The sequence below is a fragment of the Psychrobacter sp. 1U2 genome (assembly GCF_051847575.1).
Map to the genome: position 1 here is coordinate 109,696 of NZ_JBPYDC010000008.1, position 16,848 is coordinate 126,543.

Consider the following 16,848-nt stretch of genomic DNA (forward strand, 5'->3'; position numbering starts at 1 on the left):
TTTAACATCGATACTAGAATCAGGGCAAACTACTGGGTTGAGTTTCTCGCAGCTTCTGTGAGAACAGTACGCTAGAAAAATGTACACCAGTAGCACTGTATTGTTTTTAAATGGAGTCAAATAGATAAGCGACTCAAACCCTACTTGTCAATAACCAACTCACTTAATAAATTATAGGAAAGATTTCGTATGGCATTATCATTACAAAAAGATAAAATTCGTTTTCTATTACTAGAAGGCTTGCATGAAAACGCTTTAAAAGTATTAGAAGGGGCGGGTTACACCAACATTGAATACTTAAGCCACGCGCTCGATGAAGATGAGCTGATCGAAAAAATCAAAGATGCACACTTCATCGGCATTCGTTCGCGTACGCAGCTCACGCGTCAAGTATTAGAAAAAGCCGAAAAACTCATCGGTATCGGCTGCTTTTGTATTGGTACCAACCAAGTCGATCTAGATGCGGCCCGTGAGATGGGTATTCCGGTCTTCAACGCGCCTTATTCTAATACGCGCTCAGTGGCTGAGCTAGTCTTAGCCGAAGCTATTATGCTGTATCGCGGTATCCCCGAAAAGAACGCTACTGTACATCGCGGCGGTTGGGGCAAGTCTGCGACCAACTCACATGAGGTTCGCGGCAAGACGATCGGCATCGTCGGCTACGGCTCTATCGGCTCACAGCTATCGGTCTTGGCTGAAAGCTTCGGTATGAAAGTCATCTATCATGATGTGGTCACTAAACTGCCACTAGGTAACGCGGTACAAGTTGGCAGTTTGAACGAGCTACTCTCAACGGCAGATATCGTCACTTTGCACGTTCCTGATGTGCCAAGTACGCGCTATATGATGGGCGCTGAGCAGTTCAATCAGATGAAAGAAGGCAGCTACTTTATCAATGCCGCCCGCGGTACTTGCGTCGAGATCGACGATCTTGCCGCAGTCATTGAGTCTGGTAAGGTGCTCGGTGCGGCGATCGATGTGTTCCCAAAAGAGCCAAAGTCTGCCGATCAAGAATTTGAATCGCCGCTACGTAAGTTCGATAATGTCATCTTGACACCGCATATCGGTGGCTCGACCCAAGAAGCGCAAGAGAATATCGGTCTAGAAGTGGCTGAGAAGTTTGTAAAATACTCAGATCAAGGCGATACCGCGACAGCGGTCAACTTCCCAGAAGTGTCGATACCGTTCAAAGAAGGCTCGCACCGTTTGCTACATATTCATAAAAACGTGCCAGGCGTTCTCTCGCAAATCAACCGCCTATTTGCAGAAGCGGGTATTAATATCTTAGCGCAAAGCCTAATGACCGAAGGCGATGTCGGTTATCTCGTGATGGATGTCGATTATAACGACTCGAATGCTGCCCTTGATCAGCTCAAAGACGTCGAAGAAACCATTCGCGTGCGTATCTTGTTCTAGTCAATATTTATAGTTTCAACCAATACGATGTCAACTAAGAAAGAGTCTCAATAACGAGGCTCTTTTTTATGGGTGATAAATTATCTTAGTGGTTGACCGGAATTATAGAGTGATTTATAGGCTATTAAGTGTAGCTTACGCCTTGTTATATTATTTAACGTTTTCTTCACAATTTTGGGTTTTCAATAATTTATACTTTTTAATTAAGTCTAGGCGTAACTTCTAATAGAGGCGCTCTGTCTATAATAAATAGCATAATAAAACAGGATTTTTATGAAAACCAATACAATAAAAGCAGCTGCTCTGGGTAGTGTACTCGCTTTGAGTGCGACCGCTAGTTTCGCGGCTGACGGTGAGTATCAGTTATCAAGCCATATTCTCGATATTGGCAGCGGTGAGCCTGCGCCTAATGTCAACGTAAAATTGATGAAGCAGCAAACTAGTGGTAGCTGGCAGTTACTCGATACTAAGAAAACCAATGAAGGCGGCCGTATCAATGACTTCCTGCCTAATGAAGTCGATGTCAATCATGATGGCACTTATAAGCTCATCTTTGAGACTACGCCTTATTTTAACAAAATGGGCAAGAAATCCTTCTTTCCTTATATCGAAGTCAATTTCAATATAGAGGGCGATAATCACTATCATGTGCCGATCACTTTATCGCAGTATGGTTATAGCACGTATCGCGGTAGCTGATCATATTCGATAAAACGCATTATAAACGTCAAAAAAGGGGCCCAATTGAATTGAGCCCCTCTCTTTTTATGCTGGGTATGATTATAAGCACTAAAGGTTTAGGTCATTCTATTTTTATGTGATGGGTTTTGCCGCGTTAGCCGCCTTTGGCCACGATAGCCCTACAAAAGTCCTAATGATTGAGCAAGTTCAAGCTGGTTAATATTGAATGAGCAAAATTATTGGACAATTCAAGATGACAGCGAGTTAACTCATGACTACCACATTTTATACGATTGGACATTCGACCCGTAGCCTTGATGAACTGATTGATATGCTTCAAGCAGCCGATATCGAACTGCTCGTTGATGTGCGCAGCTTCCCTCGTTCTAGCACCAACCCTCATTTTAATATCGATACTTTACCGCAAGCGCTCAGTCAAGTTGGCATTAGTTACCAGCATTGCATCGACCTTGGTGGGCGACGTCCAAAACAAAAACAAGTCGATGAAGACATTAACAATCTATGGCGCGTGCAAGCTTTTCACAACTATGCCGATTATGCGTTAAGTGATACTTTTCAAGCGGCCCTTGACAAGCTTATTCAACTTGGGAAAAAACAGCGCCTTACCCTTATGTGTTCTGAAGCGGTATGGTGGCGTTGTCATCGGCGTATTATTACCGATTATTTACTGCTTAGAGGCCATAGGGTAGAGCATATCATGGGCGTGGGTCGCTTAGATCCTGCCAAGCCAACATTAGGCGCTGAGCTAAATAGTCAAGGCTATGTAGTTTATCCAGCGATATAAAAAAGAGTTAAAAAAAGAGACACTGTTGACCTCTTCTTTTAACTCTCATTGCTAATAAATCCGTATTTATAATAAACTCTAGTTTCGCTAAGCGTTTACTGATTTTTATTGTTTAGCTTGAGCATTTTCTTGCTGCTTTCGAGCTTCCTCTTTTGCCATTTTACGTTTTTCCATCACGTCCTTGACTTCGCTACCGATGTGCGTTTCACCACGAGCTTTGGCTAATTGCATCTGCCGTTCGCGCTCGCGAAAACGCGCTTTTTGCTCGTCGGTCGCTTTGCCGATACAATGCGGGCAAGACTCGCCTTTGCTATAAGCTGGGCTTTGCATGTCATCAAAAGTGATCGGCATGCGGCAAGCAAAGCACTGCTCATAATCGCCTTTCTCTAAGTTATGATTGACCGAAACGCGGTTATCAAAGACGAAGCAATCGCCTTGCCACATGGTCTCACTGACAGGCACTTCCTCTAAGTACTTCAAGATGCCGCCCTCTAAATGATACACCTCTTCAAAGCCTTGCTCGCGCATATAAGCGGTAGACTTCTCGCAGCGAATACCGCCAGTGCAAAACATCGCGACCTTTTTATGCTTGGCAGGGTCGAGCTCTTTGGCGACGTATTCTGGGAACTCGCGAAAGGTCTCAGTATTAGGGTTGACGGCATTTTCAAAGGTGCCGATTTGCACTTCATAGTCGTTACGCGTATCGATGAGGATGACTTCTGGATCGGAGATAAGCGCGTTCCAATCTTTGGGTTTGACGTAGCGCCCAACGGATTGCAACGGGTCGATATCTTCGACGCCCATAGTGACAATCTCTTTTTTGAGCTTAACCTTGGTGCGATAAAATGGCTGCTCGCTGGTATAAGACTCTTTAAAGGTAAAGCTGCCAACGGCTTTGATACTACGCAAATACTCTAAGACATTGTCGATGCCCAAGCGTGTGCCGGAAATCGTCCCATTGATACCTTCACTAGCAATCAATAATGTGCCTTTGACGTCGTTACTCAGCATGGTATCTAAGATAGGCTGACGATAGTCTTCATAATCGTTAAAACGGGTAAATTTATAGAGAGCGGCGACGACGATATTGTTAGTTTCGCTATCGTAGGCGGGGGCCGATGTTGCAGTTGGGTTATTGGTGCTCATGTGGGACTCCTGCGGGCTAGGACGTAAACCTAGTGCATTGAATGAAAAGGTTGCGATATAAAGGTATAGATAACACTAACCTGATTGTGGAATTGGTTAGCGCGGGCGTAGTGTAGCAAATTTGGCTAAGGTTTTGAATATTTTAATAGCTGATATCAGGATTAAATTTTTAGAGAAAGGCTCAACAATATAAAAAATCCAGCAAATAAGCTGGATTTCTATTTTGAGTTATAAGGACTTACCACATTAGATCATCAGGAATTACATAAGCCGCGTACGGGTCGTCGTCTTCTAACTCAGTTTCTGACTTATCATTTGATACCACGATAAAGCCTGTCATCTTATCGTTGATACGCTCAGCGAGCGGGCGCGGCAGTAGGGCATAGTCGTCTTCTAAGCGCGCGATAACCACAAAACCTGCTACGATTTGCTCGTAGAGCTTTTGAGTGGTGTAGATTTTTTTAATCTTTGTGTCATCGACGAATTGATAACTTACCTCGCCATCAGTTTCAGTGATTTGATGCTGCTTGATCATCTGAATGATATTGGCGTGTAGGGTTTTTTCTTCTAACTGCTGCTGCTTTTGCTGATTGAGCTTAAGATCCTTTTCTGCCTTCTCAGCTTGCGCGGCGGCTATCGCTTTTTTACTCTCAGTCGCAGAGGCATCGCCGGTGCGCTTGGCGTGCTGAGCTTGCTTGCTGATTTTTTTGGCTTTTTTATCATCCACCAACCCTGCTTTTAAGAGCTGCGCTTGTAAGGCATTTTTAGCCATAATGTGATCACCTAAATAATAGTATTAGTATTTAAACAGTTATTTTCATTGATAAGATTTAGTAAGAGCATAGTAGCAAATTTTATTTAACCGCGTCAGTGTTCGCACTGCTTTAAACGCTAATCTTTGCATAAAAAAATCCAGCGCAAAGGCTGGATTTTTATTTTAAATTTGAGCTGGTGCAAAGCCTATTTACTTTGGTTTACTTGCTTTGAAACCAAGTATCCGCTTGGCTACGGGCGCTAGCGATATCAGAAGACGATAAGTTCAAAGCCAACTGACCAATTTTGCCACGAGCTTTATTACGTACTTTTTCGTCTAGCATGCCATCACGAGCCGCTAAGTCATACCATTTATAGGCATCGACTAGGTTTTTTTGCTTTTCATCGAGTAAAGCAAGCGTATAGCTAGCACGGTTGTCGCCGCGCATGGCTGCTTTTTCTAGCCACTTACGTGCCTGGGTGATGTTAGGCTGAACGCCTTCACCGCGTAGATACATAATCGCTAGATTAAGCTGGGCAGGAGCAACACCTTGCTCGGCGGCGCGGGTGTACCATTGAATAGCTTGTTGAGTATTTTTAGCAATGCCTTCGCCTTTTTGTAGACGCTTGGCGAGATAGAACTGCGCGTGATCGCTACCCTGAGCGGCGCGAGCAGATAAGTCACTAACCGACATCAGCTCGAAACGTGAGGTATCAAGCGGTACATTTGAGATCAGCTCCGCATTGGCTAGGCCAGCACAAGAAAATAGAGCGGTGAACAAGGCAGCTTTTAATAATTTCATAGCAGCTCCAAAATAGGTAGTGATTAATGAGTGAACAAACAATATCTTCGTCTAAATAAGATGTTTGTTTCATAACTAATGAATAAAGAGTACTTGAGCTTATCTAGGGGTAGCGGCTTGGATAAAATCCTTTTTAGCCTTATCGCTTATACTAAAGCGCCAGATAAACGGTTCAAATTGGGTTGTCAGTGACAATATTTTGTAAGCTTACCACTCAAAGTTACGAAACTCAAATACTAATTACCTATTTTTACCACAGTTTGAGGCCAAGAGAAGCCAATAAAATCATGGAGTTACACTAGCGTTACTTAATACAACAATACTATAACCTACTTTGTAACTCTATTTATTGGCATTTGATGGCGATCTAAGCGTTAGTCCTAAGTCTTATTTTAAGCTTTAGTCACGCGGTAAATAGCCACATCCGCTAGCAAGTTTGGCGCTTGACGCACTAAGGTCGACATAAGGGGCGCATAGCCTTTTTCAGAATCGCTCACCGCGAAACGGTTGAGAATACGAATATCATGCTTGGCGCACAGCTGCTCAAAGTCTTTGAAGGTACACAGATGAATGTTCGGCGTATTGTACCACTCATAAGGCAGCGCCTCTGAGACTGGCATCATCCCTTTAAGTCCTAAGTGGATACGGTTTTGCCAGTGGGCAAAGTTTGGAAAAGTAATTACCGCTTCTCGGCCCACGCGGAGCATATCGAGGAGCAGCTCATCAGGGTTTTTTACCGCTTGTAGTGCTCGCGCCATCACCACCGTATCAAAGCTGTCATCTGCGAAGCGCTCAAGGCCGTCGTTGAGGTCTTGCTCGACGATAGACAAGCCTTTGCCGATAGCTTCGTTTATTTTGTGCTCATCGATCTCGATGCCATAGCCACTGACGCCTAGCTGCTGCTGTAAGTGCGCGAGTAGCTCACCATTACCACAGCCTAAGTCTAAGATGTGCGAGCGCGGGGCAATCCAGCGCTCAGCGAGTTGATAATCCATTCTCACAATTGCGCTCCTTTTGAATGATGATCGGTCTGTTGCTTGCCAGTGGTATTATGATCGGTAATAAACGGCGCGGTCAAAAAGCCTTTGATAGCGCCCATATAGCGCGGGATATCGAAAAGAAAAGAATCGTGGCCATGCGGCGCATCGATGTTGGTATAGCTGACCGGCTTGCCAGTCGCCATCAGCGCATCGACGATCTCTTGCGAGCGCTCAGGAGCGAAGCGCCAATCGGTAGTGAATGACACGATCAAATACTGGCACTGGGCATGAGCAAAGGCAGTCTTTAAATCATTGAGTTCAACAGAATCGTCTACCATAGCGGCTTCTTTGACCTCTTCTTCAGCGCCTGCTATCACCTCATCGATACTTTGTTTTTTAGCTTCATTATCATCTAGCGCTTGCTGCTCAATCTGTGATAGATAACCGCGCGTCGGGTCAAAATAGTCTAAGGCTTTGGTCATCAAAAGATAGGTATTAGCATCGAAATTTTTACTAAATCTTTCACCTTGATAACGCAGATAACTCTCGACCTGAAACTCAACATCGTAGCCGTACATAAACTTGCCGGATTTTAGGTCGCGGCCGAACTTAGCTTTCATCGCATCGTCGGTCAAATAGGTGATATGGCCTACCATCCGCGCGAGTATGAGACCGCGCTTAGGATAAGTGCCTGCTTGCAGATAACGTCCGTCCATAAAGTCAGGATCTGACAAGATAGACTGGCGCGCCACTTCGTTAAAGGCGATATTCTGCGCGGAGAGCTTAGGGGTGCAAGCGATGACCACGCAGCGTTTGAGACGATCAGGGTAGTCCACGGACCATTGCAGTGCCTGCATGCCGCCCATCGAGCCACCGACGATAGCGTGCCAGGTATCAATGCCTAAGCGATCAGACAGCATCGCTTGGGTTTTTACCCAATCTTTGATGGTGATCAGCGGAAAGTCGGGGCCATAGACTTGTGGCGTTTGGCCAGACTGGACGCTATCAGGGTTGAGAGTGGTCGGGCCAGTAGAGCCAAAACAGCTACCGATATTATTGACACAGACCACATAGAATTGATTGGTATCGATGGCTTTATTAGGGCCAATCATATTATCCCACCAGCCCGCTTTTTTATCATCCTCGTCATAGTACCCAGCAGCATGATGACTACCGGATAAGGCATGACAGATCAAAATCGCGTTCGATTTGTCTGCATTGAGCGTGCCATAAGTCTCATAGACCAGATCAAAAGAGGGCAAAGTGCGATTACACTCTAAAGTCAACGGCTCGGAGAAATGCATAGTCTCAGGCGTGATTAAGCCCACTGAACCTACTGAGCGCTGCCGATCAAAGGACGCATCGAAGTCGTTATCAGTCGAAGGGTGGTTAGTCGAAGGGTGGTTAGTCGAAGGGGTGTTAGTATCAGAACGTGCGCTCAAAGCTACCTCGCAAGATGACGTTTTTATAGGGGCAAATACAGCGCTATGCTCATCGCCAATGCTGTCTATTGTATGGCGATGCGCGTTCGAGTACAACCTTCATTAACAGGAGGTATGAGTATAAAGCACTAAAGGGTAGACAGCCTATATTTCTCCTGCGTTTTTGAGCGATAAAATGCTACACTAAGCAAAATTAAAACCATTTATTTTTTTAAGTATAACTTAAGGCCCTTAGGCGAAGTTATCGAATACCTTATTAAACTCTTCCTAAACTCTATTTAAATAATGGGCTGCTATGAAACCTAAACTGCCTCCCCGTATTGCCGTGCTACTGATCAATCTAGGAACGCCAGACGCACCGACGGCGCCTGCTGTGCGCCGCTATTTGCGTCAGTTTTTGTCCGATCCACGCGTGATTGAGATCCCAAGATTCTTGTGGGCGATTATTCTTAATCTGTTTGTATTACCCAGCCGCCCCAAGCGCGTCGCTGAAGCTTACGCCAGTATTTGGGATGGCGATTCGCCGATGCGCAATATCTTGAATGGTCAAGTCGAGCAGCTAGAACCGCGTTTGGCAGCAGCAAATAAGCCATTTCGAATCACCGTACATTCGGCGATGAGTTATGGCAATCCGGGCCTGCCTGATGTGATGGATAAGCTGCGCGGTGAGGGCGTCGATCATTTTGTATTATTGCCGGTGTTTCCACAGTATTCAGCAACCTCTTCAGGGGCGGTCTACGATGCGATCAATAAGTGGGCGCTCAAGCAGCGTAATTTGCCCAACTATACGATCGTCAAAGATTATTTCGCCCATCCGCTCTATATCAAGGCATTGGCTGATAGTATTCGCCGTTTTCAAGCCAAGCATGGCAAACCTGAAAAACTGATGTTTAGCTTTCATGGTATCCCGCAGCCCTACGCTGATAAAGGCGATCCTTATCCCAAACGCTGCAAATGTACTGCCGCGCAAGTTGCGCAGGAGCTAGGCTTAAGGGAGGATGAGTGGATCATCAGTTTTCAGTCGCGCTTTGGTAAGCAAGAGTGGGTCAAGCCTTATACCGATGTGGTGCTAGACGATTGGGCCAAGTCTGGCGTCAAGTCGGTACAGATTATTAGCCCCGCGTTTTCGGCGGATTGCCTTGAGACCCTTGAGGAGCTAGCGATTGAGAACCGTGATAACTTTATTGAGGCCGGCGGGCAAGAGTATCACTATATTCCAGCGCTCAATATGGATGAAGCGCATATCGATCTATTAGAGGCGATGAGTGCACCGTTAGTCAAAGGCTGGGCAGGTACGCTTGAGGGCTGGGTATAAGCTTTTTTGATAGATAGCTATTTGCTTAGTCTGCTAAGTACCTAACCGTCGAACCCAAAAAACACGCTTAATAAAGCGTGTTTTTTATGAGCAGTGCTAATGATAAGCTAGCTTATCGACTACTAAGTTAATAATTACTAGCTTATCGACTACTAAGTTAATAATTAATAAATCATCAACTAAAAATCGTCGTCGTTACTGCGCTCGGCAGCTTCTTTATCAGCAATGTCGACTATACTAGGATAATTGTCATCGTCTAAATTATCTTGCACTAATACGTTATCGACAGTGGCTTCATCGATGTTTTGACGATGCATAGGCGTCAAGCCCTGAGTGGCATCGGTACCGACTTCTGAGTTATCGAATCCAGCACTATTATCAATCACGTCATCATTATCAAAAGTATGCAGGCTAGTGTTATCCATATCGACACGCTGACTGCCTTGCTCGCTATCAGTGATATTATCATCGCCTTCGATGTGATCCATCTCTTTAGGAATTGGCGTTTTTGAGTTATTCATAGCAGCTTCCTTATTGTCATTATTAAAAGTTTTTTTGTTAAAAGCTATCTTTGTTAAGAGCTATCAAGTGTTGATGCTAGTATTTTGACTGTCTAAGTAGCGTAGCGCTAGTAGGAAGGTGTCACAGCATGTCAAAAAATGTAAGATGATAACCAATACCCACAATGGCAGATAGATGAGTGAAGATATTGAATAAAATCAAACTAAGCAGTGCCGTCTTCAATAGCGGAACGCTCAAAGCTGTAGTGTTTAATAGCACAGTTGTTGTAGTGAGCTTAGCCAGTTTAAGCGCTTGTGATGGGCTCTTTAGTGGCAATGATCAAGCCGATAAAGACCGTCCTAATCTTGAAGGTATCGCAAAGGCAACGCTAATCATGGATACTAGCTTGCCAGCTCCCGATATAATTATTGATTGTACGCAACTGACGGCGCAGCAAACGCTAAATATCAAAGGCCATAGTGTATTAAGTCAAGGCTGTGACTTAAGCGCTAAATCAGTGCGTTTCGTACTTGATAGCTCGCACAGCTCCTTGGACTGTCAAGGTGCTATGCTAAGTACTGCTAAAGGTGATGAGTCAAAAGCTAGTGCTATCACTATTCAGCCAAAGACAGATGCCGCTATTGAAGATATCGCGGTCGCTAATTGTCACGTTGAGGGCTATGGTCATGCCGTACATATCCGCCAATTTAGCAATCCGAATCAGCGTTATCTGAAAGGATTGACAGAAGCTGCAGCCAATCGCGCTTTGTCACCACAAGATATAAGTATTATCAATATCAGTAGCTTAAACAGTATTAACAGCGGCATTTTTGTCGGTGACCATGTACAACAGGTCAGCTTCGATAGCATCCGCGTACAAAACGCCGGCACAGTGGGCTTGTATTTAGAATTCGGCAGCCGTGATAATGTGATCAAAAATTCAGTATTTATCGGCAATGGCTTTCGTACCTTTAAACCCAATCGTGAAGCGATAGCGGTAGATTCATCAAGCCATAATCGCATCGAAAATAACGCTTTTATCCATAATGGTGCGGGCAGTATTTTGCTATATCGCAATTGTTTTGAGCATGCTGATGATGCGTCGCGTAGCAATCACTTTAAACGCACCCAGTCGAGCCGGAACAACATCATAGCTAACAACACCTTTCGTGATGAGCCCGTTGGTGTCTGGATTGCGTCAAGGCAATCACGCAATCTGAAAGGTTTTGAGTGTGGCGCTTATATCATTGAGCAAACACTATTTGCCAGTTATCATCTAGATAGCGCTAAAGATAATAGCATTATTAATAATAGCTTCGAGCAAGTCGAGAACGGCATTATCGTGGAAGATGATGGCACACGCATTCGTGATAATCGCTTTGCCGACATTGTCGTAACGCCGATAACGGTAGGGTCTGAGATCCGCGAAGACAGCGCGGCGGGTGCTGTGAGTCATACGCTTATTGAGAATAATAGCTTTGGTAATAAATCAGTAGCACAAGCGGTAAAAGTGCGCGCTGCGAGCAAAACGGCTACCGAAATTCGCTAGCCGTTATTTATTCGCTAATCTTTAAAATCTATTTCGCGCCAATCTTTTTATTAATAAAGCGGATAACAGAGTCAGGCGTCACTTGTGAAGTAGTTTGCAAAATCTTAGCAGGTAAGCCAATAGGATAGTGTGTTTTTGAAATTTTACGATTAGCGCTGATGCTCAATTTGCATAGCTTTTTTGCGACATCATCGACAGTCAAATTGATACCCAAACGATCAATACTGGTCACTTCGATGTCTTTAGTCATATCGGATTTGACCCAAAGTGGCATCACATCAATAACCTTAATCCCTAAGTCAGCATACTCTACATTGAGCGCTTCGGTCAGGCCGCGTACGAAGAACTTACTGGCAGAATAAGGCGCGACCTCAGACTGTCCATAAATAGCAGAGGCAGAAGATAGGTTGATAATCTTACCATTGGTGCTATCGGCAAGATAAGGCACGGCTTTATGACAACCGATTAACACCCCTTTGCAGTTGATATCGACCAGTGATAGCTGCTTGTCTAAGTCAGTAGTTGGCAGCACACCGCTAACGAGCACGCCAGCGTTGTTGATAAGCACATCGATACCGCCAAAGTTATTGACCATGTGCTCGATAGCGTTATCCCAAGAGTCTGTTTGCGTCACATCTAATTCGCCTGTGATCACGCGCTGATTTTTATTGGCTTTTTTAAATGCCTTTTGCTTGATAGCGTGTGATAGCTCATGCGTATCGATATCGAATAATCCGACGCAGTGGCCTTTGGCAGCCAAACGCTTAGCCGTCGCTAGACCGATACCGCGTGATGCGCCAGTGATTAATACATTCATAATATATCCTTTTATAGCGGAAGTCGCGAGTGCTTATAGTGAGAGTAAAATAGCAATATCCATCAATAAGTTAGGATACCTAAAGCCAACTATCGAATGCTAGAGGATATCGGTAACCAAGGTCTCGATTGCTTGAGAGGATGATCAATGAGTCACTTGCTGAAGCTCTAATCTTTGCTCGAGATGCTCTTCAAACCCTGGCACTTTAAACGACCACAAATAACCAAGCGCCATTAGATAAATAGCCGTCTCAGACAACTCTTCCACTACTATGCCCAAGCTATGAGAAAAGCCAAGAGCGTTTTCGCCTATATACTGCAGTAAGGCCAAAACTGCGACGCTAAGATATAACCACAGCGGCGTGGTTTTCAATACTGCCCAACAGTAACGCCAAGCGTAAACCAACAATCCTAGCGCTACTATGTAAATGACTAGCAATATGCGATCTTCCCACCAGTCATAATTGTGACCTAGCCAAAGCGCTTGCGTATCAATAAATAACTCAGGAAGATGATTTAATTCGCGGCGAATAGCAGTAAAAAAGACCAAAACAGCCGCTATCCAAAAATAGACGCCTTGCTTGATATGGCTTTGCAGCGCATTCTGTCCAGAACGTAGCAAGCAGAGGACTAAGATGATAATACTAGCAGTTTCGATGATGCCATTTTCAGAGAAGATAATCGGCTCCTAATCTAGAATACATAATAATAAGGAATAAAAAAGTGAGCTTAAGCTCACTTTCTAAATTATATTAGCTCATATCAACCTAGTAAGATGGCTAGTATAACTAGCATAAAGCGTCATTATAATACTTGCTAATATTTCATGCTATTGATAACTATGACTAAATCATCAATTATTCATATTGATATTTTTAATATTAGCAGTAGCAATATTCAGTAGTAGCGATATTAATGCGCCTCATCCCAATTCTCGCCTATCCCAGTCTCAACCAATAATGGCACCGCAAAATCAACCTCCCAGCCCATACTTTTTGCGGTATCGTGCAGCACATCCTGCATAGCATCAGTAATCAGCTGCGCAATCTCTTCGACTTTATCGCTATCGACCTCGAACACGAGCTCATCATGGACTTGTAGCAGCATTTTAGCTTGCTCTTTAGGGAGCACTTTATCGACCGCTATCATCGCAAGTTTAATCAAATCAGCTGCGGAGCCTTGTAGCGGCGCATTAATAGCGGCGCGTTCAGCCGCTTGCTTGACCATACGGTTGCTGTTATTAATATCAGGAGTATAAAGTTTCCGTCCAAGAATCGTCTCAATATAGCCGCGCTCATAGGCGCTTGCGCGCGTGTCTATCATATATTGCTTGACGCTAGGATAGCGATCGAAGTACATATCGATATAATCTTGCGCTTCACCGCGGCTCATCTGCAATTGCTTCGCTAGACCAAAAGCACTCATGCCGTATAGTAGCCCAAAGTTAATGGCTTTGGCGTTGCGGCGCTCGGTAGCGCTAACCTCATCAACCGCTTTGCCTAACACTTCAGCCGCCGTAGCGGTGTGAATATCTAAGCCTTCATTAAAGGCGCGAGTTAAGTTAGCATCGCCTGAGAAATGCGCCATGAGTCGCAGCTCAATTTGCGAGTAATCTGCTGCGAGTAACACGCGTCCTTCTGGCGCGATAAAGGCTTGACGGATCAGACGCCCAGTCTTGGTACGGATCGGGATGTTTTGCAGATTCGGGTCAGTCGAAGATAAGCGGCCCGTGCTAGTTAGCGCTTGATGATAGCTCGTATGGACGCGATCGGTCTCGCTATCCGCTACCGCATCGAGGGAGTCAGTATAAGTATTTTTTAGCTTAGATAAGCCGCGGTATTCAAGAGTAATCTCTGCTAGCGGATGGTCAATCTTGGAGAGCACCGCTTCACCCGTTGAGTACTGTCCTGATTTGGTTTTTTTGCCGCCTATGACGCCAAGCTTGTCAAATAGTATCTCACCCAACTGTTTCGGTGAGCCTAAATTAAACTCCTCGCAAGCGATGTCATAGGCCTGCTTTTCTAGGACAATAATTTCTTCGTCAAAACGCTTGGATAGCTCGTTTAAGAACGAGCGCTTGATTAAGATACCGCTTGCTTCCATTTGGCAGAGGATCTCAGCGGTTGGAATTTCAAGCTCATTGAGCAGTCGAAGGTTATTGTCGTCATTGGCTAAGGTATTGCTGAACACTTCAAACAACTGATAAGTAATGTCGGCATCTTCACAAGCATAATCGCTGGCGATATCGATAGCCACCTGATCGAAGGTCACTTGTTTTGCGCCTTTACCTGCCACATCTTCATAACTGATAGTTTGCGTTTGCAAGTAGTGCCGCGCTAGATCATCCATACCGTGACGGGTAATCGCCGCGTTAATCACGTAGCTGGCAAGCATGGTATCCATCGCCCAGTTATTAGGCGTGGCGTGAATATCACCTACTAAGTTAATATCGTAATGACTCAAAATATGCGCATCATACTTTAAGTGCTGACCGATTTTACCGATTTTGGGGTTTTCTAATATCGGTTTAAGACGCGCTAGTACGGTATCGCGATCGAGCTGCTTAGCGGTTAGCTCATCAGCCTCTAAGCGATGTGTCAGCGGGACATAATAAGCTTCATGTGCTTGCACAGCAAAGGATAGACCGACGATCTCAGCCTCGCGCCAGTAGATGCTAGTGGTCTCGGTATCGAGCACAAAGTGCGGTGCTGACTCTAATTGCGCAACTAAGCTGTCAAAGGCGGGCATGTCCAGTATCGTATGCCAAGCTTTATCATGGCTTTTGCTGTCTTTAATATTTTCAATAGCAGTCGATTGTAGTGATTTGGCGACTTGGGCTTGCGATTCAGCATTGGCTTGGGTTTCGGCGACACTTTGCGCGCCATTGGCGGGGTGGTTAGGGTGATCTAGCGATGCCAGCTCATTTTTAAACTCAAGCTCAGTATATAACTCACGCAGCTCATCGATATGGGCGCAAGGATCAGTATTGATTTTTAGATCGTTCCAATCGTGACCGATATCTAAGTCAGTGATAATAGTCGCCAGTTGGGCATTCAATGGAATCTCGTCGGCATGCTCGATTAGCCCTTTAGCGCCGCGCCCTTTAATGAAACCGATGTGCTTAAGCATATTATCGATATCGCCGTATTCAACGAGCAGATCCTTGGCGGTCTTTTTACCGATACCAGGTACGCCTTTGATACCGTCAGAGGTATCACCCATCAGCGTTAAGTAATCAATCATCTGCACCGGTTTGATGCCGAGCTTATCTATGACACCTTGGGTATCAGTAATTTTGCCAGTGAAACTATCTTCTAATATCACCGCATCATTGACCAGCTGCATCATGTCTTTATCACCGGTAGAGATGACCACATGATGGCCTTGCGCTACCGCCCGATAAGCCATCGTCCCGATGATATCATCCGCTTCTGCGCCTTCGATGCGCAGCAAAGGAATACCTAAAGCCGTGACCAAACGATGGATATAAGGAATTTGTTCCACCAGTTCAGCATCGATAGGCGGACGTCCGGCTTTGTATTCTTCTGACATTTTATGGCGAAACGTTGGCGACTTAGTATCAAAACACACCGCCATATGGGTCGGGTGATAGCGACGCATCAGCTTGAGTAGCGCGTTCAACGTGCCGCGTATGGCGTTAGTGGTTAACCCTTGCGTGTTTTGCATGGTTTTAGGCAGCGCATGATAGGTGCGAAACAGATAATACGAGCCGTCGACTAAGATAAAAGGCGGTTGATCCTTGTCCACCTTACTAGTGTCCATAGTCGCCACGTTGGGCATAATGGCAAAATTAGGCAGAGTATCAGGGTCGATAGGCGAGTGGGAGTTGTGATCGTTGTCTTTTGTATGAGCAGTCATAAAGAGTCACTTATTAGAGGTTATCAAAATTTAGCAGGTATAAAAATATAGTATGACCATATTATAACGATAAAATGAGCGCGTGCCGAATGGCTTAAAAGTTACTATGTGTACGCATACAAAAAGAACGTTATTAGCACAGTAAATGCTAATAACGTTCTCTACTTAATTTTCTGCTCTAGAGTATGTCGTTATATAAAGTAGCGGATAACTTTATTTCACCCCATTTATTTCACCTCAGAGGTTACTTCCATATCAATATTGCCTTTAGTCGCTTTTGAATAAGGGCAAACTTCATTGGCTTTTTCTACGAGTTTTTGGAAGTCATCAGCTGAGATATCAGTACTATCTGCAATCACATGAATTTTGACCGCTAATCGGTAATCATGATCACCGCCTTGCTTTAGATCGACAGTGGTCTCAGTGGTAGAGCCAAAGCTAGCTTTTTCCATCTTTTTGACAACACCTAAAGCGCTATCAAAACAAGCCGCATAGCCCATCGCTAACAATTGCTCAGGATTATTGCCTTCCATGTTGCCGCCAGGAGGAGCCATATTGATTTTTAGATCGCTGTCATCTAGTGAAGCATTACCAGTACGGCCACCAGTGACTGTCGCTTTGGTTGAGTATAGAGTTTTCATACTTTGTCCTTTTTGAGTTTTTATTAATGGATTTACAAAAGCTACTAGGGTGTGTTGACAATTACCGTAAATGGATAATCGTCGCTGCTAAATAGATATTAGCAGCAAACGACTCATCCGT

The 16,848-nt window shown here is 44.7% G+C and carries 15 protein-coding genes; 5 read left to right on the top strand and 10 right to left on the bottom strand.

The window, feature by feature from the left end; all coding sequences use genetic code 11:
* Nucleotides 1-189 precede the first annotated feature (189 nt).
* The 3 genes from serA to ACS8FD_RS06065 all read left to right on the top strand — a co-directional run bounded on the left by serA (nucleotide 190) and on the right by ACS8FD_RS06065 (nucleotide 2,902).
* Nucleotides 190-1,416: a phosphoglycerate dehydrogenase gene (gene serA, locus ACS8FD_RS06055; protein WP_439274938.1), complete on the top strand. Its 1,227-nt coding sequence runs from the start codon at nucleotides 190-192 to the stop codon at nucleotides 1,414-1,416.
* Nucleotides 1,417-1,689: 273 nt separating this feature from the next.
* A complete protein-coding gene (uraH, locus tag ACS8FD_RS06060) occupies nucleotides 1,690-2,115 on the top strand; it encodes a hydroxyisourate hydrolase (protein ID WP_439274939.1) in 426 nt (141 codons plus the stop codon).
* A 253-nt stretch (nucleotides 2,116-2,368) separates the two neighbouring features.
* A complete protein-coding gene (locus ACS8FD_RS06065) occupies nucleotides 2,369-2,902 on the top strand; it encodes a DUF488 domain-containing protein (protein WP_439274940.1) in 534 nt (177 codons plus the stop codon).
* Between the two features lie 105 nt (nucleotides 2,903-3,007).
* Here the strand turns inward: ACS8FD_RS06065 and trhO are convergent, their stop codons facing one another.
* From trhO to metX, 5 genes are all read right to left on the bottom strand, one after another.
* Complete coding sequence (trhO, locus tag ACS8FD_RS06070; RefSeq protein WP_439274941.1) at nucleotides 3,008-4,048, bottom strand: oxygen-dependent tRNA uridine(34) hydroxylase TrhO; 1,041 nt, start codon at nucleotides 4,046-4,048, stop codon at nucleotides 3,008-3,010.
* Between the two features lie 238 nt (nucleotides 4,049-4,286).
* Complete coding sequence (locus tag ACS8FD_RS06075; protein ID WP_439274942.1) at nucleotides 4,287-4,820, bottom strand: DUF2058 domain-containing protein; 534 nt, start codon at nucleotides 4,818-4,820, stop codon at nucleotides 4,287-4,289.
* Nucleotides 4,821-5,022: 202 nt separating this feature from the next.
* The gene (locus ACS8FD_RS06080; RefSeq protein ID WP_439274943.1) at nucleotides 5,023-5,604 is read right to left on the bottom strand and encodes a tetratricopeptide repeat protein; all 582 of its coding nucleotides are present in this window, start codon (nucleotides 5,602-5,604) and stop codon (nucleotides 5,023-5,025) included.
* A gap of 392 nt (nucleotides 5,605-5,996) precedes the next feature.
* Nucleotides 5,997-6,605 (bottom strand): methionine biosynthesis protein MetW, encoded by a 609-nt coding sequence (gene metW, locus ACS8FD_RS06085; protein ID WP_439274944.1) that lies wholly within the window; start codon nucleotides 6,603-6,605, stop codon nucleotides 5,997-5,999.
* The gene (gene metX / locus ACS8FD_RS06090) at nucleotides 6,602-7,888 is read right to left on the bottom strand and encodes a homoserine O-acetyltransferase MetX (RefSeq protein ID WP_439274954.1); all 1,287 of its coding nucleotides are present in this window, start codon (nucleotides 7,886-7,888) and stop codon (nucleotides 6,602-6,604) included. The genes metW and metX overlap by 4 nt, the downstream gene beginning before the upstream one ends.
* Before the next feature lie 433 nt (nucleotides 7,889-8,321).
* On the opposite strand from metX, the gene hemH reads away from it, so the two are divergent.
* Nucleotides 8,322-9,341 (top strand): ferrochelatase, encoded by a 1,020-nt coding sequence (hemH, locus tag ACS8FD_RS06095; protein ID WP_439274945.1) that lies wholly within the window; start codon nucleotides 8,322-8,324, stop codon nucleotides 9,339-9,341.
* Nucleotides 9,342-9,520: 179 nt separating this feature from the next.
* Here hemH and ACS8FD_RS06100 read toward each other — a convergent pair whose 3' ends face one another.
* Nucleotides 9,521-9,862 (bottom strand): hypothetical protein, encoded by a 342-nt coding sequence (locus ACS8FD_RS06100; protein WP_439274946.1) that lies wholly within the window; start codon nucleotides 9,860-9,862, stop codon nucleotides 9,521-9,523.
* A 188-nt stretch (nucleotides 9,863-10,050) separates the two neighbouring features.
* Here ACS8FD_RS06100 and ACS8FD_RS06105 point away from each other — a divergent pair, with 188 nt between their 5' ends.
* Nucleotides 10,051-11,391 (top strand): NosD domain-containing protein, encoded by a 1,341-nt coding sequence (locus ACS8FD_RS06105; protein ID WP_439274947.1) that lies wholly within the window; start codon nucleotides 10,051-10,053, stop codon nucleotides 11,389-11,391.
* A gap of 28 nt (nucleotides 11,392-11,419) precedes the next feature.
* Here the strand turns inward: ACS8FD_RS06105 and ACS8FD_RS06110 are convergent, their stop codons facing one another.
* The 4 genes from ACS8FD_RS06110 to ACS8FD_RS06125 all read right to left on the bottom strand — a co-directional run bounded on the left by ACS8FD_RS06110 (nucleotide 11,420) and on the right by ACS8FD_RS06125 (nucleotide 16,727).
* Nucleotides 11,420-12,208 carry an SDR family oxidoreductase gene (locus ACS8FD_RS06110; RefSeq protein ID WP_439274948.1) on the bottom strand — a complete coding sequence of 263 codons (789 nt, stop codon included), beginning with the start codon at nucleotides 12,206-12,208 and terminating at the stop codon, nucleotides 11,420-11,422.
* A 144-nt stretch (nucleotides 12,209-12,352) separates the two neighbouring features.
* Entirely contained in the window at nucleotides 12,353-12,829 is a 477-nt protein-coding gene (locus ACS8FD_RS06115) for a hypothetical protein (RefSeq protein ID WP_439274949.1), read from the bottom strand.
* Nucleotides 12,830-13,119: 290 nt separating this feature from the next.
* Nucleotides 13,120-16,008 (bottom strand): DNA polymerase I, encoded by a 2,889-nt coding sequence (polA, locus tag ACS8FD_RS06120; protein ID WP_439274955.1) that lies wholly within the window; start codon nucleotides 16,006-16,008, stop codon nucleotides 13,120-13,122.
* 305 nt (nucleotides 16,009-16,313) lie between these two features.
* The gene (locus tag ACS8FD_RS06125; protein ID WP_439274950.1) at nucleotides 16,314-16,727 is read right to left on the bottom strand and encodes an Ohr family peroxiredoxin; all 414 of its coding nucleotides are present in this window, start codon (nucleotides 16,725-16,727) and stop codon (nucleotides 16,314-16,316) included.
* Between the last annotated feature and the right edge of the window lie 121 nt (nucleotides 16,728-16,848).